The organism is Kitasatospora sp. NPDC096204, assembly GCF_044763205.1.
In the GTDB taxonomy this organism is placed as follows: Bacteria; Actinomycetota; Actinomycetes; order Streptomycetales; family Streptomycetaceae; genus Kitasatospora.
This window is the reverse complement of the sequence record NZ_JBIWFT010000009.1, coordinates 109,011-131,176: the sequence shown is the minus strand read 5'-3', so window position 1 is coordinate 131,176 and position 22,166 is coordinate 109,011. Positions and strand designations below refer to the sequence as shown.

At 73.1% G+C, this 22,166-nt stretch carries 17 protein-coding genes; 13 read left to right on the top strand and 4 right to left on the bottom strand.

Going from position 1 to position 22,166, the window contains the following annotated elements; all coding sequences use genetic code 11:
• Positions 1-9: 9 nt before the first annotated feature.
• From ACIQ87_RS12425 to ACIQ87_RS12410, 4 genes are all read right to left on the bottom strand, one after another.
• The gene (locus tag ACIQ87_RS12425; protein ID WP_402405320.1) at positions 10-2,436 is read right to left on the bottom strand and encodes a DUF3488 and DUF4129 domain-containing transglutaminase family protein; all 2,427 of its coding nucleotides are present in this window, start codon (positions 2,434-2,436) and stop codon (positions 10-12) included.
• Positions 2,433-3,755, bottom strand: coding sequence for a DUF58 domain-containing protein (locus tag ACIQ87_RS12420; RefSeq protein ID WP_402405319.1), 1,323 nt, complete (start codon positions 3,753-3,755; stop codon positions 2,433-2,435). The genes ACIQ87_RS12425 and ACIQ87_RS12420 overlap by 4 nt, the downstream gene beginning before the upstream one ends.
• Before the next feature lies 1 nt (position 3,756).
• Positions 3,757-4,671: an AAA family ATPase gene (locus ACIQ87_RS12415; RefSeq protein ID WP_402405477.1), complete on the bottom strand. Its 915-nt coding sequence runs from the start codon at positions 4,669-4,671 to the stop codon at positions 3,757-3,759.
• Positions 4,672-5,069: 398 nt separating this feature from the next.
• Complete coding sequence (locus ACIQ87_RS12410; protein WP_402405317.1) at positions 5,070-5,621, bottom strand: beta-class carbonic anhydrase; 552 nt, start codon at positions 5,619-5,621, stop codon at positions 5,070-5,072.
• Positions 5,622-6,159: 538 nt separating this feature from the next.
• On the opposite strand from ACIQ87_RS12410, the gene rsmH reads away from it, so the two are divergent.
• From rsmH to ACIQ87_RS12345, 13 genes are all read left to right on the top strand, one after another.
• Positions 6,160-7,134 (top strand): 16S rRNA (cytosine(1402)-N(4))-methyltransferase RsmH, encoded by a 975-nt coding sequence (gene rsmH, locus ACIQ87_RS12405; RefSeq protein WP_402405315.1) that lies wholly within the window; start codon positions 6,160-6,162, stop codon positions 7,132-7,134.
• Positions 7,135-7,291: 157 nt separating this feature from the next.
• Positions 7,292-7,819, top strand: a complete 528-nt coding sequence (locus ACIQ87_RS12400; protein WP_402405313.1) for a hypothetical protein — start codon at positions 7,292-7,294, stop codon at positions 7,817-7,819.
• A complete protein-coding gene (locus tag ACIQ87_RS12395) occupies positions 7,816-9,975 on the top strand; it encodes a penicillin-binding transpeptidase domain-containing protein (RefSeq protein WP_402405311.1) in 2,160 nt (719 codons plus the stop codon). Before ACIQ87_RS12400 ends, ACIQ87_RS12395 begins: the two co-directional genes overlap by 4 nt.
• Positions 9,976-10,069: 94 nt before the next feature.
• Positions 10,070-11,635: a UDP-N-acetylmuramoyl-L-alanyl-D-glutamate--2,6-diaminopimelate ligase gene (locus ACIQ87_RS12390; protein WP_402405309.1), complete on the top strand. Its 1,566-nt coding sequence runs from the start codon at positions 10,070-10,072 to the stop codon at positions 11,633-11,635.
• Positions 11,632-13,035 carry a UDP-N-acetylmuramoyl-tripeptide--D-alanyl-D-alanine ligase gene (gene murF, locus ACIQ87_RS12385; protein ID WP_402405308.1) on the top strand — a complete coding sequence of 468 codons (1,404 nt, stop codon included), beginning with the start codon at positions 11,632-11,634 and terminating at the stop codon, positions 13,033-13,035. Before ACIQ87_RS12390 ends, murF begins: the two co-directional genes overlap by 4 nt.
• The gene (mraY, locus tag ACIQ87_RS12380) at positions 13,035-14,096 is read left to right on the top strand and encodes a phospho-N-acetylmuramoyl-pentapeptide-transferase (protein ID WP_359827635.1); all 1,062 of its coding nucleotides are present in this window, start codon (positions 13,035-13,037) and stop codon (positions 14,094-14,096) included. The genes murF and mraY overlap by 1 nt, the downstream gene beginning before the upstream one ends.
• Positions 14,093-15,526: a UDP-N-acetylmuramoyl-L-alanine--D-glutamate ligase gene (gene murD / locus ACIQ87_RS12375; RefSeq protein ID WP_402405306.1), complete on the top strand. Its 1,434-nt coding sequence runs from the start codon at positions 14,093-14,095 to the stop codon at positions 15,524-15,526. The genes mraY and murD overlap by 4 nt, the downstream gene beginning before the upstream one ends.
• Before the next feature lie 103 nt (positions 15,527-15,629).
• On the top strand, positions 15,630-16,943 hold the full coding sequence (gene ftsW, locus ACIQ87_RS12370) for a putative lipid II flippase FtsW (RefSeq protein ID WP_402405304.1): 1,314 nt from the start codon (positions 15,630-15,632) through the stop codon (positions 16,941-16,943).
• Between the two features lie 6 nt (positions 16,944-16,949).
• Positions 16,950-18,056 (top strand): undecaprenyldiphospho-muramoylpentapeptide beta-N-acetylglucosaminyltransferase, encoded by a 1,107-nt coding sequence (gene murG / locus ACIQ87_RS12365; protein ID WP_392869323.1) that lies wholly within the window; start codon positions 16,950-16,952, stop codon positions 18,054-18,056.
• Positions 18,049-18,825: a cell division protein FtsQ/DivIB gene (locus ACIQ87_RS12360; RefSeq protein ID WP_402405302.1), complete on the top strand. Its 777-nt coding sequence runs from the start codon at positions 18,049-18,051 to the stop codon at positions 18,823-18,825. Before murG ends, ACIQ87_RS12360 begins: the two co-directional genes overlap by 8 nt.
• 363 nt (positions 18,826-19,188) lie before the next feature.
• On the top strand, positions 19,189-20,421 hold the full coding sequence (gene ftsZ / locus ACIQ87_RS12355) for a cell division protein FtsZ (RefSeq protein ID WP_402405300.1): 1,233 nt from the start codon (positions 19,189-19,191) through the stop codon (positions 20,419-20,421).
• A complete protein-coding gene (gene pgeF, locus ACIQ87_RS12350; protein ID WP_402405298.1) occupies positions 20,418-21,149 on the top strand; it encodes a peptidoglycan editing factor PgeF in 732 nt (243 codons plus the stop codon). The genes ftsZ and pgeF overlap by 4 nt, the downstream gene beginning before the upstream one ends.
• Complete coding sequence (locus tag ACIQ87_RS12345; RefSeq protein WP_402405296.1) at positions 21,149-21,937, top strand: YggS family pyridoxal phosphate-dependent enzyme; 789 nt, start codon at positions 21,149-21,151, stop codon at positions 21,935-21,937. The genes pgeF and ACIQ87_RS12345 overlap by 1 nt, the downstream gene beginning before the upstream one ends.
• Positions 21,938-22,166 lie beyond the last annotated feature (229 nt).

Genomic DNA, 22,166 nt, shown 5'->3' with positions numbered 1-22,166 from the left:
ACGCCGGTGTCAGGACTCCGGAGTGGACCGCTTGCGCCGGGCGCGCAGCCGTCGCGCCGGCGCGGAGAGCGTCTCGACCATCCGCTCGACCGCGGTGCCGACCGCCGTCCGGGCCGCCCGCACCGCGTCGGAGATCCGCCACCACAGCTGCGCCGAGGACGGCGGCAGCAGCAGCGCCCTGGTCCGCCCGGCCCGGCCGGCCGTCGCCAGCATCCCCCGCCGTACCGTGCGGACGTCGGCGGCCAGCGGCTCCGTGGCGGCCTGCCCGGGCGGGGCGTAGAGCGCCCGCTCGGTGGCCAGTGCCAGCCGGCCGGTGGCCGCCGCCGAGTCCGCGTCCAGCTTCGCGTGCTCGGTGATCCGGCGGGCCGCCGAGCGCGGGGTGCGTGACTCGTCCGGGGGAATTCCGAGGTCCCAGGCGGAGTCGATCAGCTCGTCCCAGGCGGCCAGCACCTGGGCGTCGGTCAGCTCCGCCGGTCCGCCGCCGGGCCCGCGCCGCCCGCCGCCGCCCAGCCGGCGGCGGCGCAGGGCGGTGCGCCAGACCATCGGGACGAGCAGCAGGGCGATCAGCGCGAGCACCGCGGCCAGGGTGCCGAGCACCTGGCCGGAGAGCAGCCAGGACTCCCCGGCGGCCGTGGAGACGGCCTTGTCCTTGGTGCCGCACTCGCCCAGCTGGCGCTGCTTGGGGGTGCAGTCCGAGCTGGAGGTCGGCGCCGGGGCGGCCGACGCGGTCTGCGGGGCGGCGGTCGCCTGCTGGGTCGGCGCGGTGGTCGGGGTGCTGGACGTGTCGGTGTAGCGGGCCGGGACGCCGCGGCTCGGGGTCGGCTCGAAGCGCAGCCAGCCGTAGCCCGCGAAGTACAGCTCCGGCCAGGCGTGGTACATCCGGCCGGTCACCGAGTATCTGTCGCCGCCCTTGCTGTCCCCGGGGGTGAAGCCCACGGCCACCCGGGCCGGGATCTTGAGGACCCGGGCCATCGCCGCCATGGTGGAGGCGAAGTGCACGCAGAAGCCCCGGCGGTCCTGCAGGAAGACGGCGATGGCGTTGTTGCCGGTGCCGCCGTTGACCGAGGTGTCGTACCTGAAGTCCGGCCCGGTGAACCAGTTGACCAGCGCCGTCGCCCGGTCGTAGTCGTTCTGCGCGCCGGCCGTGACGGCCCTGGCCTTCTCGGCGACCACCGGCGGCAGGTCGGCCGGGAGGGCGGTGTAGTGCTCCCTGATGTCGGACGGCGCGGAGGCCGCGAGGCGCAGCTCGGTGGCGGTGGGCCGCAGGTCCAGGGCGCTGACGTGGTACTGCAGGCCGCGGATCGCCTTGTCGTTGGTCGGCAGGACGGTGCGGGTCAGCGGGTCGAGCTTCCAGTCGCCGCGGTTGGGGACCTGGACGGTGGCGGCCGGGTAGGGCATCGGCAGCCAGCTGCCCGCCAGCCGCTCGTCGACCTTGAAGTCGCCCTCGATCCGCGGGACCTGGGCGTTGCGCAGGCCCTCGGGCGTGGGCAGGGTCGCCGGGAGGTCGGTGACCGCGGTGCTGCCGAGCTTCCAGTTGGTGCCGTCGAACTGGTCGAGCGAGCCGGTCCGCAGGTAGATCTGGTCGGCCAGCGGGCTGTCCAGGGTGTAGGTGAGCAGTTCCCCGTCGGTCGGCTTGGTGATCGCGGCCTCCAGGCTGACCAGCGGATCGAGGCTGGTCGACAGGCTTCCGCCGGCGCGCTTGCCGTTCGATCCGCCGGAGCCGGAGTCCAGCAGTCCGGAGCTCCAGTTCGGCAGGACGACGGGCAGCAGCAGCGCCACCGCCAGGGCCAGCACGCCGACCTGGCGGCCGCCCGGGTTGACCTTGCCGGACTCCGTGGCGCCGCGCGCGCCGCCGTAGAAGACCCGGCCCCAGCGGGAGACCCGGTCCTGGCCCTCGGCGAACAGCAGCAGCAGGTAGCCGGCCGCGGCGGCGGCGAACCAGACCCAGCTGCTGTGCTCCCCGGCCAGGCCGTTGCCGACCGAGTACAGCGCCAGCAGCGGCAGTCCGGCCAGCGCCGAGCGCCGGTAGGTCACCGCGACGGTGTCCACCGCGACGGCGATCAGACCGATCGCCGAGACCAGGATCAGCCGCAGTCCGGCGCTGGGCGGAGCCGGGATGGCGTACTGCTGTATGTCGTCCAGGCCGGCGCTGAAGACCTGGCCCAGTGCCCGCATCGTGGCCGGCCCCGGCAGCACCCCGCCGGCGCCGGCGAAGCCGAGCAGCATCAGCAGGAACAGCACCAGCAGCTGCCCGAGCGGCACGGTCCAGCGGTACAGCGGGGCGCGGCGCAGGCCCGCGCCGACCGCGGCGATCACGGCGACCACCAGGAAGGCGTGGGTGAGCCAGCTGCGGGTGGTGAGCAGCGGCATCATGCACAGCGCGGCGAGGGCGGTGGCCAGCGCCGAGTACGCGGTCAGTTTGGCCCGGGTGGTCACGCGCCGGCCTCTTCTCGGTAGGGGGCGGTCGTCCTGCTGCCGTCGGCGGCCCGCCACAGGTCCGGTACGGAGTCCCCGGCGCGCACCGGGAGGACCGTCCAGCCGGACTCCCGCAGCTGCCGGACCCTGGCCTCGAAGTCGTCGCCGCCGGTGTGCGGGGCGAGCATCCGCAGGCCGGCCCAGGTGCCGGTGTCCAGCAGGAAGGCGATCGCGCCGCCGGCCCGGCTGCGCAGCCGGCCCAGCCGGGTGGCCTGGGCCTCGTCCAGCTCGCCGAGGACGGCGACCAGCAGGCCCTCGCCGCCGGCCCGCAGCGGGTCCTCGGCGCGGGAGAGGGTGCCGCCGTCGGACAGGTCGGCGACCGCGAGGGCGTCCAGGACCAGCCCGGAGGTGTCGGCGGTGCTGTGGCTGCCGCCCGCGCCCGGCCCGGGCACGGACTGCCCGGTGTCGGTGAGCAGCCGGGTCTGGTAGCCGCGCTCCAACAGGTGCACGGCGACGGAGGCGGCGCAGCTGATCGCCCACTCGAAGGAGGAGGCGGGGCCGCTGCCCCGGTGGGCGATCTCCCGGGTGTCCAGCACCACGGTGGCCCGGGCCTGCTGGGGCTGCTCCTCGCGGCGCACCATCAGCTCGCCGTACCGGGCGGTGGAGCGCCAGTGCACCCGGCGCAGGTCGTCGCCGGGCCGGTACTCGCGCAGGATCACGTCGTCGTCGCCGGCCAGCGCCAGGGTGCGGCTGTGGCTCTCGCCCTGGCCGATCCACTCGCCGCTGAGCCGTACCGACGGCAGGGCCTGCACCTGGGGGACGACGGTGAGGACGTCGGAGGCGGTGAAGGCGCGGGTCACCTCGCACATCCCGAACGGGTCGGACAGCCGCAGCTGCAGCGGCCCGAGCGGGTAGCGGCCGCGCAGGTCGGAGCGGACCCGGTAGGAGACCTCGCGGTGGCCGCGCGGCTCGACCCGGTCCAGCACGAAGCGCGGGCGCGGCCCGAGCACGTACGGGACCTTGTCCTCCAGCAGCAGCACGCCGGTGGGCACCCGGGAGACGTTGTCGACCCGCAGGTGGACCCGGGCCTCCTGGCCGGCGACCGCCCGGCGCGGGCTGAGCCGGCGTCCGCTGGCCACCCGGTAGCGGGTGTTGGCGACCACCACCACGGCGGCCAGCGGCAGCGCGGCGAGCAGGACGCCGACGCGCAGCAGGGCGTCCTGGTCGAGCAGGTACGCGCAGACCACCGCGGTGACCCCGGCGGCGAGGAAGGACCGCCCCCGGGTGGTGAGACCGCGGAACCCGGCCCGCAGTCCCGAAGCCGAGTCGGACTGGGCCACCTCAGCCCCTCCGGACGGCCGGGCCGCCCTGCGGGCGCGGCAGCGGCAGCCGGGAGACCAGGTCGACCACGATCTGCTCGGAGGTGCGGCGGCTGAGCTGGGTCTCGGCGGTCGGCATCAGACGGTGCGCCAGGACCGGGACGGCGAGGCGCTGGATGTCGTCCGGGGTGACGTAGTCGCGCCCGTCCAGCGCGGCGGCGGCGCGCGCGGCCCGGACCAGGTGCAGGGTGGCGCGGGGCGAGGCGCCCAGGCGCAGCTCGGGGCTGGTGCGGGTGGCGCCGACCAGGTCGACGGCGTAGCGGCGGACCGGGTCGGCGATGTGCACCCCGCGGACCAGGTCGATCAGCTTGAGGATGTCGGAGGCGTGCGCGACCGGCTGGAGGTCCTCCAGCGGGCTGGCGCCGGCGTGCACGTCCAGCATCGCGAGCTCGGCCTCGGGGCTGGGGTAGCCGATCGAGATCCGGGCCATGAAGCGGTCGCGCTGGGCCTCCGGCAGCGGGTAGGTGCCCTCCATCTCGACCGGGTTCTGGGTGGCCACGACCATGAACGGCGAGGGCAGTTCGTAGCTGGTGCCGTCGATGGTGACCTGGCGCTCCTCCATGGACTCCAGCAGCGCGGACTGGGTCTTGGGCGAGGCGCGGTTGATCTCGTCGCCGACCACGACCTGGGCGAAGATCGCGCCCGGGCGGAACTCGAAGTCGTGCCGCTGCTGGTCGTAGATGTTGGTGCCGGTGACGTCCGACGGCAGCAGGTCGGGCGTGAACTGGATGCGGCGCACGGTGCAGTCGAGCGAGCGGGCGAGCGCCTTGGCCAGCATGGTCTTGCCGACGCCGGGCACGTCCTCCAGCAGCAGGTGGCCCTCGGCGAGCAGGACGGTCAGGGCGATCCGGACGGCCTCCGGCTTGCCCTCGATCACGCTCTCGACGTTGGCGCGGACGCGGTCGACGACCGCGGCGAGCTCGGGGAGCCCGACCTGCCGGTACCCGTTCGCCCTCTGCTTCTCGTCCCCCGCAGGACTGCCGAGACCAGCCTGATCGTTGTAGCTCGTCACCCGTTTACGCTCCCTGGCACCCTGTGCCCGCCCCGTCCCGAGGCCGGACCCCACCCCATGCTTGACGCGGCCGTCCCGGGGGCGGTTCCGAACGAGGGATCCGGCGCCGGGAAGGCGGCCTGCGGCCTGGCCGCCCCAGGTGGTTCGGGGTCCGACCGGCAGGCGCATTCTCCCCCGCGGGATGGACGGAAGTCACCATTCGGAGACGCCCGAATGCCCGAGCGCCCGGACATCGTCGGCCGGGCCGGGTCGGGCGGAGCGGGTCAGTCGATCTCGCGGAGCAGGCCGGTGTGGACGTCGAAGACGAAGCCGCGGACGTCGTCGGTGTGGAGCAGGAAGGGAGAGGTGCGGACGCGCTGCATGGACTGGCGGACGTCGCCGTCCAGGTCGACGAAGGCCTCCACCGCCCACTGCGGGCGCTGGCCGACCTCCAGTTCCAGCTCGCGGCGGAAGTCCTCGGTGAGCCCGAGCAGGCCGCAGCCGGTGTGGTGGATCAGCGCGATCGAACGGGTGCCGAGGGCGCGCTGGCTGATGGTCAGGGACCGGATGGTGTCGTCGGTGACGACGCCGCCGGCGTTGCGGATGACGTGCGCGTCGCCCAGTTCGAGGCCGAGCGCCGCGAACAGGTCGAGGCGGGCGTCCATGCAGGCGACCACGGCGATCTTCTGCACGGGACGGGCGTCCATGCCGCCGTCCTGGAAGGTCACCGCGTAGCCGCGGTTGGCCGTGACGAAGCGGTCGATGACGGTGGGTACGGTGGGTCTGGCAGGGGCGGCAGCGGCGTTCGGCGAGGGCCGGTCAGGTGTCACTGTCATGGTGGCGACGTTAGTGCGGATCGGGCCCGCGCGGTGGGGAGAGTGGCGACAGAACCTGGCGCTGTGATCGAGCGCATAGCCACAACCGGAGGGTTTGTCCGGGCTGGTCCCACAGTGCCCGCACGCGGTGGCGGACAGGGGGCGCGCGCCCGCCGCCGAAGGCCCCCAGTCCGCACCGTCGCCGGGCCGCCCCGACGGCTGCGACCTGCGGTGATCCGTACCGCCGCCCGGGTGGTGCGCCGGAGCGGGCCATTGACTGGCAGGACCCGCGCGATAGAGTTTGCGGCGCAGTGGAGCACACCCGCCGGGGCCCGTCAACGGGGTCCTCCCGGCCGGTGCGGCCCGGTCGACGCGGCCCGTGGCCTCCTCCCGCTCCGTGCCCACCTGGCGCACCTTCCCCGGCGCCGGGCGGTCACGATCTTCCCCTCGAGCGGGCGGGGACCACGGGCCGCTTCGTCGTGCCGGGGCGCGGTGGGCGAGAATGGTCGCAGCTCCCGGACGTCGGGCTGCTCCGCACCGAGGAAGGGCGCCACCGCGCATGACCACCAACGAACCGGGCCCCAAGCACGTTCCGGTGATGCTCCAGCGGTGCATGGACGCGCTGGCCCCGGCGATCTCCCGGCCCGGCGCCGTCGTGGTGGACGCCACCCTCGGCCTCGGCGGGCACAGCGAGGCGCTGCTCACCCAGTTCCCCGACGTCCGGCTGGTCGCGGTGGACCGCGACCCGGTGGCGCTGAAGCTGTCCGGCGAGCGGCTGGCCCCGTTCGGCGACCGGGCCACCCTGGTGCACGCCGTCTACGACGAGATCCCCGAGGTGCTGGAGCGCCTGGGCATCGACCGGGTCGACGGCGTCCTGTTCGACCTCGGCGTCTCCTCGATGCAGCTGGACGAGGCGGAGCGCGGCTTCGCGTACGCGCAGGACGCGCCGCTGGACATGCGGATGGACCAGACCCGGGGGATCAGCGCCGCGGAGGTGCTGAACACCTACAGCCACGGCGACCTGGCCCGGATCCTCAAGGTGTACGGCGAGGAGCGGTTCGCCGGGAAGATCGCCGCGGTGATCCTGCGGGAGCGGGAGAAGGAACCGTTCACCAACAGCGCGCGTCTGGTCGAGTTGGTGCGCAACGCCATCCCGGCGGCGACCCGCCGGACCGGCGGGAACCCGGCCAAGCGGACGTTCCAGGCGCTGCGGATCGAGGTCAACGGCGAGCTGGAGGTCCTGGACCGGGCCATCCCCGGCGCGCTGGACGCCCTCGCGGTCGGCGGCCGGATCGTCGTGATGTCCTACCAGTCGCTGGAGGACCGGCTGGTCAAGCAGTACTTCGCCGCCGGTGCCACCAGCACCGCCCCGCCGGGGCTGCCGTTCATCCCGGAGGAGCACCAGCCCTGGCTCAAGTTGATCACTCGCGGTGCCGAGCTGGCCACCGAGGAGGAGATCGAGGAGAACCGGCGCGCCGCGCCCGTACGGCTGCGGGTGGCGGAGAGGATCAGGGACCGAAGCAAGCGGGGCTGACGAACCGGCCCCGGCGGGGCCCGAAGGGCGGAGGAAAGCGGTGGGGCCGGTGGCCGGTGAGGTCCGGGCGGGGCGGGGTGGACTCCCCGGGCAGGGCAGGGCGCGGATCACGGTCCGGCCGGGCAGGCGTCCGGTACGGCGGCGTACGCCGTTCGCGGTGCTCATCGTGGTGTTGCTGGCGGCCGGGCTGCTCGGCCTGCTCGCGCTGAACACCGCGCTCAACGAGGGCTCCTTCGAGCTGTCCCGGCTGCAGAAGCAGACCACCGCGGCGACCGACGAGCAGCAGAGTCTCCAGCACGAGATCGACAAGAGCTCGGCCCCGGACGCGCTGGCCAGGCGCGCCGCCGAGCTGGGCCTGGTCCCGGCCGGCGGGATGGCCTTCCTGGACGTCCCGAACGGAGGCAAGGTGGCCGGCACCCCCGGCGCGGCGCAGGACAGCCCGCCGGTCAAGCGCTCCACGGCCGAGCCCTGGCCGACCAGGGCCCAGTCCGGCGCGGCCCAGCCCGCCGCCGGGCCTTCGCCGACCGCGCCTCAGCCGGGCGGGGCCCCTTCACCGGCAGCTCCCTCGCCGGCCGCCCCGCCGCCCGCGCCGACCCCGGCGGCCTCCGCCGGTGACTCGGTGATCCAGCTCAACCCGGTCTCGCCCACCGCGGCCGCGAAGCCGAGCGGGGGTGCCGGCCGATGACTCCTCCACGTCAGCCCTCCGGATCCGGTTCCGGCAGCGGCAACGGCCGCCGTCCGGTCCCCCGGGGCAGCGCGCAGCCCGCCTCCGGCCGCAGCCAGCCCGCGAAGGCCCAGCCCGCCAGGGGCCAGTCGGCCAAGGCCCAGCCCGCCAGGTCGGCGTCCGTCGGCCGTACCCCGCGGGCGCCCCAGCAGCGCCGCCCCGAGGGCCGCCCGCCGGCCCGCAGCCAGGCGGCGGTGCGCCCGAAGGCCCGCCCGCCGCTGCGCCCCAAGGCGCTCAAGCTGGCCGAGCCGAAGCGCCGGCTGCGGGTGATCACCGTGGTGCTGTCGCTGGTGTTCTCCGTCTTCGCGGGCCGCCTGGTGCAGCTCCAGCTGGTGGACGCCGACGCGCTGGCCGCCGACGCCAACACCAACCGCTACCTGAACATCCCGATCACCGCCGAGCGCGGCTCGATAACGTCCTCCGACGGCGTCGCCCTGGCGGCCACCGTGGACGCGTACGACATCACTGCCGACCCGGCGATGTTCACCCCCGAGGCGACCGGCATCCCGGACGCGCCGGAGCAGGCGGCCGCGCTGCTGTCGCCGATCCTCGGCGTGCCCAAGGAGAAGATCGCCGCCGACCTGCACACCCCCAAGAGCCGCTACAAGCGGCTCGCGGCCCAGCAGACCCCGGCCGCCAAGAAGCAGATCAGCGACCTCAAGTCGGGCCTGGAGAAGCAGGCCGGATCGCGGGCCTGCCAGGCCCAGAAGAAGCTGCTCGGCAAGCCCGCCGACCAGGGCGGGCGCACCCGGGTGGACAACGAGTGCGCCAACCCGCTGGCCGGGGTGTTCAACCGGGAGACCCAGAAGCGGATCTACCCGGCGGACGGGCTGGCCGCCAACCTGGTCGGCTTCGTCAACGCCGAGGGCGAGGGCGCCGGCGGCCTGGAACTCCAGTACCAGAAGCTGCTGGCCGGCAAGGACGGCCACAGCAGCTACGCCCAGTCGGGCGGGCGGCTGGTGCCCACCGCCGGGGGCTCGATGGAGCCGGCCGTGTCGGGCAGCGACGTGAAGCTGACCGTCAACCGGGACATCCAGTGGGCCGCCCAGCGGGCGATCACCGACCAGGTGGCCAACTCCGGTGCGGAGAAGGGCTACGTGGTCGTCCAGGACGTGAAGACCGGCCAGGTCCTCGCGATGGCCTCCGCCCCCGGCTTCAACCCGAACGACCTGAGCCTGTCCAAGCAGGCCCAGCTGGGCAACCCCGCCCTGGGCGACGCGTACGAGCCGGGCAGCACCGCCAAGCTGATGAGCATGGCCGCGGTGCTGGACTCCGGCAAGGCCACCTGGGACACCAAGGTCACCGTGCCCAACCGGCTGGTCCGCGCCGGGCAGCAGTTCAAGGACGACGTCGACCACGACACCTGGTACCTGACCCTGGCCGGGGTGCTGGCCAAGTCCTCCAACATCGGCACCATCGAGGCGGTCGAGACCCTCGGCGACGGCGACCAGCTGAAGGCCAACCAGACGCTGGACGGTTACATGCGCAAGTTCGGCGTGGCCGCGCCGACCGGCCTGGGCTTCCCCGGGGAGACCCCCGGGATGCTCAAGAAGCCGGAGGACCTGGTCGCCTCGGAGAAGTACAACATCTCCTTCGGCCAGGGCCCGATGCAGATGAACGCGCTGCAGGCCACCTCGGTCTACTCGACCATCGCCAACGGGGGGGTGCGGGTCGCGCCCAGCATCGTCCAGGGCGTCACCGACCCGAACGGCACGTACAAGCCGAGCGCGCCGGGGGAGCAGACCAGGGTGGTCAGCCCGGAGACGGCCAAGACCCTCACCTCGATGCTGGAGTCGGTCGTCGACGACGAGCAGGGCACCGGCGGCAAGGCCGCCATCCCCGGCTACCGGGTCGCGGGCAAGACCGGAACCGCCAACCGGGGCGCCGCCAACGGCGTCGGCTACGACGGCTACACCGCCTCCTTCATCGGCTTCGCCCCCGCCGACGCACCCCGGTACACCGTCTCCTGCACCCTCCAGGGCCCGGTCAACGGCCACTTCGGCGGCCAGCTCTGCGGCCCGGTGTTCAAGCAGGTGATGGAGTTCACCCTGAAGACCATGCAGGTCCCGCCGAGCGGCAGTCAGGCGCCCAACCTCACCGTCGACTGGAAGCCGTGAGCGAGCGATGAGCAACGAACGGACCGGGCCGGAGCGCGGCGCGGCGGAGGGCCGGTTTGGCCCTGGACACCCTTCGGCGGATAGCCTTCCCGCCGTGCCGAAACCCGATCAAACCACCGTGAGTCCGCCCCGCCCGACCGGGACCACCGCTCTTCCGCTCGCCGAGCTGGCCGCCGAACTGGGCCTCGCGCCCGTCGAGGGCGGCGCCGTCGGCGGCGTCACCCACGACTCCCGCGCGGTCCGGCCGGGCGACGTGTACGTGGCCTTCCCGGGCGCCAACCACCACGGCGCGGCCTTCGCCGCCAAGGCCGCCCAGGCCGGTGCCGTGGCGGTGCTCACCGACCCGGCCGGCGCCGAGATCGCGGCCGGCACCGGCCTGCCGCTGCTGGTCGTCGACCGGCCGCGGGCCGTCATGGGCGAGCTGGCCGCGATCGTCTACGGCCGTCCCTCCCGGCGGCTGCTGATGATCGGGCTGACCGGCACCAACGGCAAGACCACCACCTCCTACCTGGTCGAGGGCGGCCTGCGCGGCGCCGGGCGCAGCCCGGGCGTCATCGGCACCGTCGAGATGCGGGTCGGCGAGGAGCGGATCAAGAGCGAGCGCACCACCCCCGAGGCCACCGACCTGCACGCGATCCTCGGTGTGATGGCCGAGCGCGGCGCCGACGCGGTGACCATGGAGGTCTCCAGCCACGCCCTGGTCTTCGGCCGCACCGACGGGGTGGCGTACGACGTCGCGCTGTTCAACAACCTGACCCCCGAGCACCTCGACTTCCACCCGGACATGGAGGACTACTTCCAGGCGAAGGCCCGGCTGTTCCAGCCCGGCAAGTCCCGCCACGGCGTGGTCAACCTGGACGACGAGTACGGCCGCCGGCTCGCCGCCGAGGCCAAGATCCCGGTGACCACCTTCTCGGCCACCGGCACCGCCGAGGCCGACTGGCGGGCCGTGGACGTCCGGCTGGGGCCGGTCGGCTCCACCTTCCGGGTGCTGGGCCCGGACGGCGCCGAGGCCGAGGCCTCCGTCCCGCTGCCCGGCCCGTTCAACGTCGCCAACGCGCTCGCCGCGATCACCACGCTGGTCGCCGCCGGACTGCCGCTGGACCGGGCCGTGGCCGGCGTCGCCGCCGTCCCCGGCGTCCCGGGCCGGCTGGAGCGGGTGGACGCCGGACAGCCGTTCGTCGCCGTCGTCGACTACGCGCACAAGCCGGACGCCCTCAAGGCCGTCCTCGCCTCGCTGCGCGAGGTCACCGAGGGCCGGCTGCACGTCGTGGTCGGCTGCGGCGGCGACCGCGACCCGCACAAGCGCGGCCCGATGGGCGCCATCGCCGCCCGTCTCGCCGACACCGCCCTGCTGACCAGCGACAACCCGCGCAGCGAGGACCCGCTGGCGATCCTCGCCAGCATGCTGACCGGCGCCGCCACGGTGCCCGAGGCCGAGCGCGGCGCCGTCCTGGTCGTCCCCGACCGGGCCGAGGCGATCGGCCTCGCCGTCGCCCGTGCCCAGGCGGGGGACACCGTGCTGGTGGCCGGCAAGGGCCACGAGCTCGGCCAGTACGTACGAGACGAGATCCGCCCCTTCGACGACCGGGAGGTGCTGCGCGAATCCATCGCGCGGACCACGGCCGCACGGGGCGACCGAGGAGTAGAGCAGCAGTGATCGCACTGACCCTCGCCGAGGTGGCCGCCGCCGTCGGAGGCACGCTGGACGGCGCCGACCCGGACGCCCTGGTCACCGGCCCGGTCGAGGTCGACTCGCGGAAGGTGGGCCCGGGCGGCCTGTTCGTGGCCTTCGTCGGCGAGCACGTGGACGGCCACGACTACGCGGCCAAGGCGGTCGAGGACGGCGCCGTCGCGGTGCTGGCCTCCCGCCCGGTCGGCGTGCCCGCCGTCCTGGTGGACAGTGTGGTGGAGGCGCTCGGCAGGCTGGCCCGCACGGTGGTCGCCCGCGCCGAGGGCACCGCCGTGGTCGCGCTGACCGGCTCGGCCGGCAAGACCAGCACCAAGGACCTGATCGCCCAGCTGCTCCAGCGCCGCGGCGAGACCGTCTTCCCGCCCGGTTCGCTCAACAACGAGATCGGCCACCCGATGACCGCGCTGCGGGTCGAGGCCGGCACCCGGCACCTGGTCATGGAGATGGGCGCCCGGCACAAGGGCGACATCGAGTACCTCACCTCGATCACCCCGCCGCGGATCGGCCTGGTCCTCAACGTCGGCACCGCCCACGTCGGCGAGTTCGGCTCCCAGGAGGCGATCGCCGAGGCCAAGGGCGAACTGGTCGAGTCGCTGCCCGCCGACGGCGTCGCGATCCTCAACGCGGACGACCGGCTGGTGCGCGCGATGGCCTCCCGTACCAGGGCGAAGGTGGTCCTGTTCGGGGAATCCCCGGACGCCCACGTACGGGCCACCGACGTTCGCCTGGACGCCACCGGGCGGCCATCGTTCACGCTCACCACCCCGGCCGGTTCCGCGCCCGTGCAGCTGCGCCTGTACGGTGAGCACCACGTCTCGAACGCCCTCGCCGCCGCCGCGGTGGCGGTGGAGCTCGGGATGTCCGTCGACGACACCGCGGCAGCCCTGGGCGAAGCGGGTGCGCTGTCCCGCTGGCGCATGGAGGTCGTCGACCGGGCCGACGGTGTCACCGTCGTGAACGACGCCTACAACGCGAACCCCGACTCGATGCGGGCCGCGCTGCGGGCGCTCGTCTCGATGGGGGGCCGGGGCCCGGAGCGCCGCCGCACCTGGGCGGTGCTCGGCGAGATGCGGGAGCTCGGCGAGGAGAGCCTGGCCGAGCACGACGCCATCGGGCGGCTCGCCGTCCGGCTGGACGTCACCAAGCTGGTGGCGGTCGGCGGACGCGAGGCGGCCTGCATGGAACTCGGCGCGAGGAACGAAGGTTCGTGGGGTGAGGAGTCGGTGCTGGTGTCCGACGCGGACGCGGCGGTCGAGCTGCTGCGCAGTCAGCTTCGGCCGGGGGATGTGGTCCTGGTGAAGGCTTCCCGTTCGGTGGGGCTGGAGAAGGTGGCCGAGGCCCTCCTGGCGGACGGTGTGGCCGAATAATGAAGCAGATCCTTTTCTCCGGGATGATCGGTCTCATCCTGTCGCTGCTCGGCACCCCGGCGCTGATCAAGGTGCTCGCGAAGCACGGCTACGGCCAGTACATCCGTGACGACGGCCCCAAGGCGCACCACAGCAAGAAGGGCACGCCCACCATGGGCGGCATCGCCTTCATCCTGGCGACCCTGATCGCGTACTTCGCCACGAAGGCGATAACGGGCGAGAGCCCGACCGCCTCCGGGCTGCTGGTGCTCTTCCTGACCGCGGGCCTCGGCCTGGTCGGCTTCCTGGACGACTACATCAAGGTGGTCAAGCGCCGCTCGCTGGGCCTGCGGGCCAAGGCGAAGCTGGCCGGCCAGTCGATCGTCGGCCTCGGGTTCGCCGTCCTGGCGATGCAGTTCCCGGACGACCGCGGGCTCAACCCGGCGTCCCAGAGCCTGTCCTTCGTCCGGGACTTCAAGTGGGCGATCGGCCCCGTCCTGTTCGTCATCTTCGCGTACTTCATGATCGCCGCGATGTCGAACGGCGTGAACCTGACGGACGGTCTGGACGGCCTCGCCACCGGTGCCTCGGTGATGGTCTTCGGCGCCTACACCTTCATCGGCATCTGGGAGCACACCCAGAGCTGCGCCTACGCCATCACCGCGACCGCCAACTGCTACGACATCCGCGACCCGCTGGATCTCGCCGTCGTGGCCTCCGCCCTGATGGGATCCTGCTTCGGCTTCCTGTGGTGGAACACCTCGCCCGCCAAGATCTTCATGGGCGACACCGGCTCGCTCGCCCTCGGCGGCGCCCTGGCCGGTCTGGCGATCTGCTCCCGCACCGAGCTGCTGCTCGCCCTGCTCGGCGGCCTCTACGTGATCATCACCCTCTCGGTGATCATCCAGGTCGGCTCCTTCCGGATGACCGGCAAGCGCGTCTTCAAGATGGCGCCACTGCAGCACCACTTCGAACTCAAGGGCTGGACCGAGGTCCTGATCGTCGTCCGGTTCTGGATCATCCAGGGCCTGTGCGTCGCGGTCGGCCTCGGCCTGTTCTACGCGGGATGGGTGACCGGATGACCAACCCCGACTTCCAGGGCCTGCCGGTCGTCGTCGCCGGGCTCGGCGTCTCGGGCATCAGCGCCGCGCGCGTCCTGCGCGGCCTCGGCTCCCGGGTCACCGTGGTGGACGGCGGCAGCGGGCCCGGCCTGGCCGCCCGGGCCGCCGAGCTGGAGGCGCTGGGCGTCACCGTGCGGCTCGGCGACGGCGCGAGCCTGCCCGAGGGCACCGAGCTGATCGTCACCTCGCCCGGCTGGGCGCCGGACAGCCCGCTGTTCGCCGCCGCCGAGGCGGCCGGGGTGCCGGTCTGGGGCGACGTCGAGCTGGCCTGGCGGCTGCGCAAGCCGCTGCCCGGCACCGGCGAGCCCGCCCCCTGGCTGGCCGTCACCGGCACCAACGGCAAGACCACCACCGTCCAGATGCTCGCCTCGATCCTCACCGCCGCCGGCAAGCGCACCGCCGCGGTCGGCAACGTCGGGGTCTCGGTGCTGGACGCGGTGCTCGCCGAGGAGCCGTACGACGTGCTCGCCGTCGAGCTCTCCAGCTACCAGCTGCACTGGGCGCCCTCGCTGCGCCCGTACTCGGCTGCGGTGCTCAACCTGGCGCCCGACCACCTCGACTGGCACGGCTCGATGGAGGCGTACGCCGCCGACAAGGGCCGGATCTACGAGGGCAACGTGGTCGCCTGCGTGTACAACCTGGCCGACCCGGCCACCGAGGCGCTGGTCCGCGAGGCCGACGTCGAGGAGGGCTGCCGGGCGATCGGCTTCGGCCTCGGCGCGCCCGGCCCGTCGAACTTCGGCGTGGTGGACGGGCTGCTGGTGGACCGCGCCTTCGTCGAGGACCGGGCCAAGAACGCGGCCGAGCTGGGCGCCGTCGAGGACGTGAACCCGCCGGCCCCGCACAACATCGCCAACGCGCTCGCCGCCGCGGCGCTGGCCCGGGCGTACGGCGTCGAGCCGAAGGCCGTCCGGGAGGGCCTGCGGGCCTTCCGCCCGGACGCCCACCGGATCGCCGAGGTCGGCACGGTCCGCGAGGTCACGTACATCGACGACTCCAAGGCCACCAACACCCACGCGGCGGCCGCCTCGCTGGCCGCCTACCGGCCGATCGTCTGGATCGCCGGGGGCCTGGCCAAGGGCGCGACCTTCGACGACCTGGTGCAGGGCTCGGCCGAGCGGCTGCGCGCGGTGGTGCTGATCGGCCAGGACCGGGCGGTGATCCGCGAGGCACTGGAGCGACACGCTCCGGATGTGCCGGTGATCGAGGCGGCCGAGGGCCAGACTGGCGCGGTGGCGATGGCCGAGGTCGTTCGAACGGCCTCGTCGCTCGCCCGATCGGGTGACACGGTGCTGCTGGCACCGGCCTGTGCCTCGATGGACATGTTCACCAACTACGGCGAGCGCGGCGACCTCTTCGCGGCGGCCGTCCGGGAGCTGGCGGGCGAGTAGGCGGGCCGGCGCGGAGCGTCGGACGGAAGAGAGTGAGCGGGGAGCGGTGGCGGGGCAGGGCAGAGCGGATTCCGGCGTCGTGAAGCGGGATGCCGCCGAGTCGATGAGAGTGATCTCCGCCACCACGACCAAGTACAAGTCGGCCGGTCCGCTGGCCCGTGTCCAGGCCCTCCGGGCCCGGGTGCGGTACTGGCTGGACCGGCCGCTCACCCCGTACCTGCTGATCGTCGGCAGCACCCTGCTGCTGGTCGTGCTCGGTCTGATGATGGTCTTCTCGGCCTCGCAGATCCTCGCCCTGAACCAGCACCACACGGCGCAGTACTACTTCCTCAAGCAGCTGATCGCGGCCATCCTCGGCCTGGTCCTGCTGATCGGCTTCGCCTCCGTCCCGTTGGCGGTGCTGCGGGTGATCGTCTACCCGGTCATGATCGGGGTGATCGGCGCCCTCACCCTGGTCGCCATCCCCGGCATCGGGGTGCGGATCAACGGCAACCAGAACTGGCTGGATTTCGGCTTCTTCCAGTTCCAGCCCTCGGAGTTCGCCAAGCTCGCGCTGGTGCTCTGGGGCGCCGACCTGCTCGCCCGCAAGCAGAAGGCCGGCACCCTCACCTCGTGGAAGCACCTGCTGGTGCCGCTGGTGCCGGGGGCCCTGCTGCTGCTCGCGCTGATCATGTTCGGCGGCGACATGGGCACCTCGATGATCCTGGTGGCGATGGTGTTCGCGCTGCTCTGGATGGTCGGCGCGCCGCTGCGGCTGTTCGTGGCCACCCTCGGGGTGGCGGTGGTGGTCTGCACCGCCCTGGTGGTCACCGTGCCGCACCGGGCCGAGCGGCTGAGCTGCATCGGCGTCACCAAGATCGACCCGGAGGGCGCCTGCTTCCAGGCCCTGCACGGCGCCTTCGCGTTCGCCAACGGCGGCGGCTTCGGCACCGGCCTCGGCGCCGGCGTGGAGAAATGGGGCCAGCTGCCCGAGGCGCACACCGACTTCATCTTCGCCGCGACCGGCGAGGAACTCGGTCTGGTGGGGACGCTGTCGGTCCTCGGTCTCTTCGCGGCACTAGGCTACGCGGGTATCCGTGTGGCCATCGGCACGAAGGACCCCTTCGTCAGGTACGCCGCGGGAGCCGCCACCACCTGGATCATGGCGCAGGCCATGATCAACCTGGGGTCGGCACTGGGACTGCTGCCCATCGCGGGCGTCCCGCTCCCGCTGTTCTCCTACGGCGGTTCCGCCATGCTGTCGACCATGTCCGCGATCGGAGTGCTGCTGTGCCTGGCGCGCAGCTCCTCCGGCGCGAAGGCGGCCCTGGCCGCCCGGACCAAGAACTCCCGGATCAGGAGACAACTGGCCCGGGTGCTGCCACGACGACGAACCACAGCGCGCCCGGCCCCGGGGCCGGCACGCAGGGAGCGGTGAATTTCGGTGCATGTCGTACTCGCCGGCGGGGGGACCGCCGGTCACATCGAGCCGGCCATGGCCCTCGCGGATGCCCTCCGCAGGCACGACCCGTCCGTCGGGATCACCGCCCTGGGCACCGAGCGCGGACTGGAGACCCGGCTGGTACCCGAGCGCGGCTACCAGCTGGAGCTCATCCCGGCCGTCCCGCTGCCCCGCAAGCCCACCCCGGAGCTGATCACCGTCCCCGGCCGGCTGCGCGGCACCGTCCGGGCCGCCCAGGAGATCATCGAGCGGGTCAACGCGGACGCCGTGGTCGGCTTCGGCGGCTACGTCGCGATGCCCGCCTACCTGGCCGCCAAGCGGGCCGGGGTGCCGATCGTGGTGCACGAGGCGAACGCCCGCCCGGGCCTGGCCAACAAGATCGGCGCCCGCTACAGCGACTTCGTGGCGGTCTCCACGCCGGACAGCAAGCTGCGCGACTCCCGGTACATCGGGATCCCGCTGCGCCGGACCATCGCCACCCTGGACCGCGGCGCCGCCCGCCCCGAGGCCCGCCAGTACTTCGGCCTCGACCAGCGGCTGCCCACCCTGCTGGTCTCCGGCGGCTCCCAGGGCGCGCGCCGGCTCAACGAGACGATCACCGCGATCGCCCCGCGGCTCCAGCAGTACGGCGTGCAGATCCTGCACGCGGTCGGCCCGAAGAACGAGCTGCCGCAGGTGGCGGACGTCCCCGGGATGCCGCCGTACCGCCCGGTTCCGTACCTGGACCGGATGGACCTCGCCTACGCGGCCGCCGACATGATGCTCTGCCGGGCCGGCGCCATGACGGTGGCCGAGCTGGCGGCCGTCGGCCTGCCCGCCGCCTTCGTCCCGCTGCCGATCGGCAACGGCGAGCAGCGGCTGAACGCCCAGCCGATGGTCAAGGCCGGCGGCGGTCTGCTGGTGGACGACGCCGAGCTGACCCCGGACTGGGTGCTGCAGAACGTGCTGCCGGTGCTCACCGACCCGCAGCGGCTGTGGGACATGAGCCGGGCGGCCGCCGAGTTCGGCCGCCGGGACGCCGACGACCTGCTGGTCGGCATGGTCTACGAGGCGATCCAGGCCCACCGCGGCGGCCGCCGCCGTGGCTGACGGCCGGCTCGCCGACCCGTTGGAGGAGGAGCTGGAGGAGGAGGAGTCCGCTCCCCGCCTCCGGCTCTCCCGGCGGGGCATCGTGGTGCTGGGCGCGCTCGGCGCCGCGGTGTTCGGCGTGCTGGCCTGGCTGGTGTTCTTCTCCTCGGTCCTGGACGTGCGCGACGTCGCCGTGCAGGGGACGAGCGACGGCAAGCTGACGGCGGACCAGGTCCGCGCGACGATCGGGGGGCTCGGCGACGGCCCGCTGGCGCGCGTGGACCTGGACGACGTCCGCCACCGGGTGGAGTCGATCCCCCGGGTGGCCGGGGCCGAGGTGTGGCGGGGCTGGCCGCACACCCTGCGGGTGAAGGTCGTCGAACGCAAGGCGGTGGCCGCGGTCAAGGGGGATGACGGCCAGTTCACCCAGGTGGATGCCGGGGGCGTGAGCTTCGCCACCGAACCGGCCCCGCCGGAGGGCCTTCCGGTGGTCGAGCTGCGGCTCAGTCAGCAGGCGAACGACGCGGACGGGGTGATCTCCCGTTCGCAGTTGGTGCAGGGCGCGGTGGCGGTGGCCGCCGGGCTGCCGCCGGAGGTCGCCAAGCGGGCGGGATCGGTGCTGGTGCACTCGTACGACGACATCGAGTTGCAGCTCAGCGGGGGTGCGACGGTGCGCTGGGGGAGTCCGGAGCAGATCGACCGCAAGGCCCGGGTGCTGGTCGCGCTGATGAACCAGAAGGGCACGAACTTCGACGTGACGGCGCCGGAGGCGCCGGCGGTGTCGGGATGATCCGGTAGGTTCTCTGCCTGAGGGTGGGGTTGACGCCTCGAAGTGTCGGCCCGACTCTTGGTGGTCACCCCGGTTTCCTAAGCCGGCCGATGATCACATAGGCTCAAAAGAAAAAGGGAAGCTCGGCGTGTTCGTTGAAACACGTGCCTGGAGCCACCTAGTGTCCTGTGTCACCAGACTGTGTTTCCTGGTGATGTGACGGAGGCACAGAACTAACCCTAAAGGTCAAGTTTAGGGTTGGGGTCGGCGGTCGGCATTTCGGACATTCAGTCAGAAACCAGGCTCCCTACCCATCGACATCCGTCGGTACGGCCCCGCCCCGGGTCGGGCCGACCCGGAAATTCGAGGCGAGAGGCCTTCGACGTGGCAGCACCGCAGAACTACCTCGCAGTCATCAAGGTCGTCGGAATCGGCGGCGGTGGTGTCAACGCCATCAACCGGATGATCGAGGTCGGTCTCAAGGGCGTCGAGTTCATCGCGATCAACACCGATGCGCAGGCCCTCCTGATGAGCGACGCCGACGTCAAGCTCGATGTGGGCCGTGAACTCACCCGGGGCCTCGGCGCCGGCGCCAACCCCGAGGTCGGCCGCAAGGCCGCCGAGGACCACCGCGAGGAGATCGAGGAGGTCCTCAAGGGGGCCGACATGGTCTTCGTGACCGCCGGCGAGGGCGGTGGCACGGGCACGGGCGGCGCTCCCGTCGTCGCCAACATCGCGCGCTCGCTGGGCGCCCTGACCATCGGCGTGGTCACCCGCCCGTTCACCTTCGAGGGCCGCCGCCGGGCCAACCAGGCCGAGGACGGCATCGCCGCCCTGCGCGAAGAGGTCGACACCCTCATCGTGATCCCCAACGACCGGCTGCTGTCCATTTCGGACCGCCAGGTCAGTGTGCTCGACGCTTTCCGCTCGGCCGACCAGGTCCTGCTCTCCGGTGTCCAGGGCATCACCGACCTGATCACCACCCCGGGTCTGATCAACCTCGACTTCGCCGACGTCAAGTCCGTCATGTCGGACGCCGGTTCGGCGCTCATGGGCATCGGCTCGGCCCGCGGCGAGGACCGCGCCAAGGCCGCCGCCGTGATGGCGATCTCCTCGCCGCTGCTGGAGGCCTCGATCGACGGCGCCCGCGGCGTGCTGCTGTCCATCTCGGGCGGCTCCGACCTCGGTCTGTTCGAGATCAACGAGTCGGCCCAGCTGGTCAGCGAGGCGGCCCACCCCGAGGCGAACATCATCTTCGGTGCGGTCATCGACGACGCGCTCGGCGACGAGGTCCGGGTCACCGTCATCGCGGCCGGCTTCGACGGCGGGCAGCCGCCGGCGATCGTCCGCGACCCGGTGGTCAAGTCCACCACCCCGGAGCGTCCGGCCACCCCGCCGGCCGCCCCGGAGCGCCCGGCCGGCCGCCCGTACGGGAGCATCGGCTCGGTGACGTCCCGTTCGGAGGGCGAGTCCTCGACCTCCGGGTCGAGCCGGACCGCCGAGACCCAGGCCACCGCGACCGCCGCGGCCCCGGTGCCGCCGCAGGTGCAGCCGGCCCGGCAGCCGTTCGTGGAGAGCCCGGCCGAGGAGCTCGACGTCCCGGACTTCCTTAAGTGATCGATCACGCGATCCGCGCGGGTGCTCACTTCGCCTTCACCTCCCGGTGGGGCGGGGTGAGCACTTCGCCGTACGGGGAGCTCAACCTCGGCGGCGCCGTGGGGGACGACCCGCGGGCCGTGCGGGAGAACCGGGCGCTGGCCGCCCGGCGGCTGGGGCTCGACCCGGCCGACGTGGTGTGGATGAACCAGGTGCACGGCGCCGAGGTCGCCGTGGTGACCGAGCGCCAGCAGCTCGGGCAGGCCCCGACGGTGGACGCGGTGGTCTCCGACCGGCCGCTCGCGCTGGCGGTGCTGACCGCCGACTGCACCCCGGTGCTGCTGGCCGATCCGGTGGCGGGCGTGGTGGGCGCGGCCCACGCGGGCCGGCCCGGGCTGGCGGCCGGGGTGGTGCCCGCGGTCGTCCGGGCGATGGTCGAACTGGGCGCGGAGCCCTCGCGGATCACCGCCGCCACCGGGCCCGCGGTCTGCGGCCGCTGCTACGAGGTGCCGGCCGGGCTGCGCGACGAGGTCGCCGCGGTGGTGCCGGAGGCCTTCGCCGAGACCTCCTGGGGGACTCCGGCCCTGGACGTTCCGGAGGGAGTCGCGGCCCAGCTGGCCGCGGCGGGGGTCAAGGAGCTGGTGCGGTCACCGGTCTGCACCCTCGAATCCGCCGATCACTACTCCTATCGCCGCGAGCAGCGCACCGGCAGGCTCGCGAGCTACGTCTGGTTGGGCTCTGATCACTGATGACGAACGACATCTACGGACCGTTCCCGGGAAGCACCGAGTTCGTGGCGGCGCTGACGGAGGGCCAGCGGGCCCGGTACGAGGAACTCGGCACCAACCTCGAGGTGGTCGAGCGCCGGATCGTGGACGCCTGTGCGGCCGCCGGGCGCGCCCGGGACGAGGTCACCCTGGTCGTCGTCACCAAGACCTACCCCGCCGAGGACACCGCGCTGCTGGCCGGACTCGGTGTGACGGATGTCGCCGAGAACCGCGACCAGGACGCCGCTCCCAAGGCGGAGCAGTGCAGAAACCTTCCTCTTGACTGGCACTTCGTCGGCCAGCTGCAGACCAACAAGGTCCGCTCGGTCGTCCGGTACGCGAACCACGTGCACTCGGTGGACCGGCTCCGGCTGGTCGAGTCGCTCTCCGCGGCGGTGCTCAAGTCGGAGCGCCCGGAGCTGGGTTGTCTGGTGCAGGTGGCGCTGGACAAGGCGCACGGGGAGGGCGAGCACCGGGCGGGGGTCGCGCCGGAGGACGTCGCGCGACTGGCCGACGCCATCGCCGACACGCCCGGGCTGCGACTGGACGGTGTGATGACCGTCGCTCCGCTGGCCGGCCCGCTGGCCGGAGATCCGGCCCGCGCCTTCGATCGACTGGCGGAAATCGCAAGCGCCGTACGGGCGGACCATCCGGCTGCCACCATGGTCTCCGCAGGAATGAGCGGCGACCTTGAGCAGGCGATCGCGGCCGGAGCGACACATGTGCGCGTCGGAACGGCGGTACTCGGAGTGAGGTCACCCCTCAGGTAACGTCACCGGGTAAGTAGATCAGACAGCAGGACAAAATAGGACAGAATCTAGCAGCTCTTCGGAGTGCTAGCGAACCGTGGATCGCAGCTCCGCGGCCCCCGCTCCACGCATCTGACCGGCCGTCGGGCTGACACGCCGTCGTGGAGGGACCGCGGAATCCGCAGGCGGGGCCGTCACGAGCCCGGGCTGCCGGGACGGAGCGCCGGTCCGCACGGAGCGAGCGAAGCGG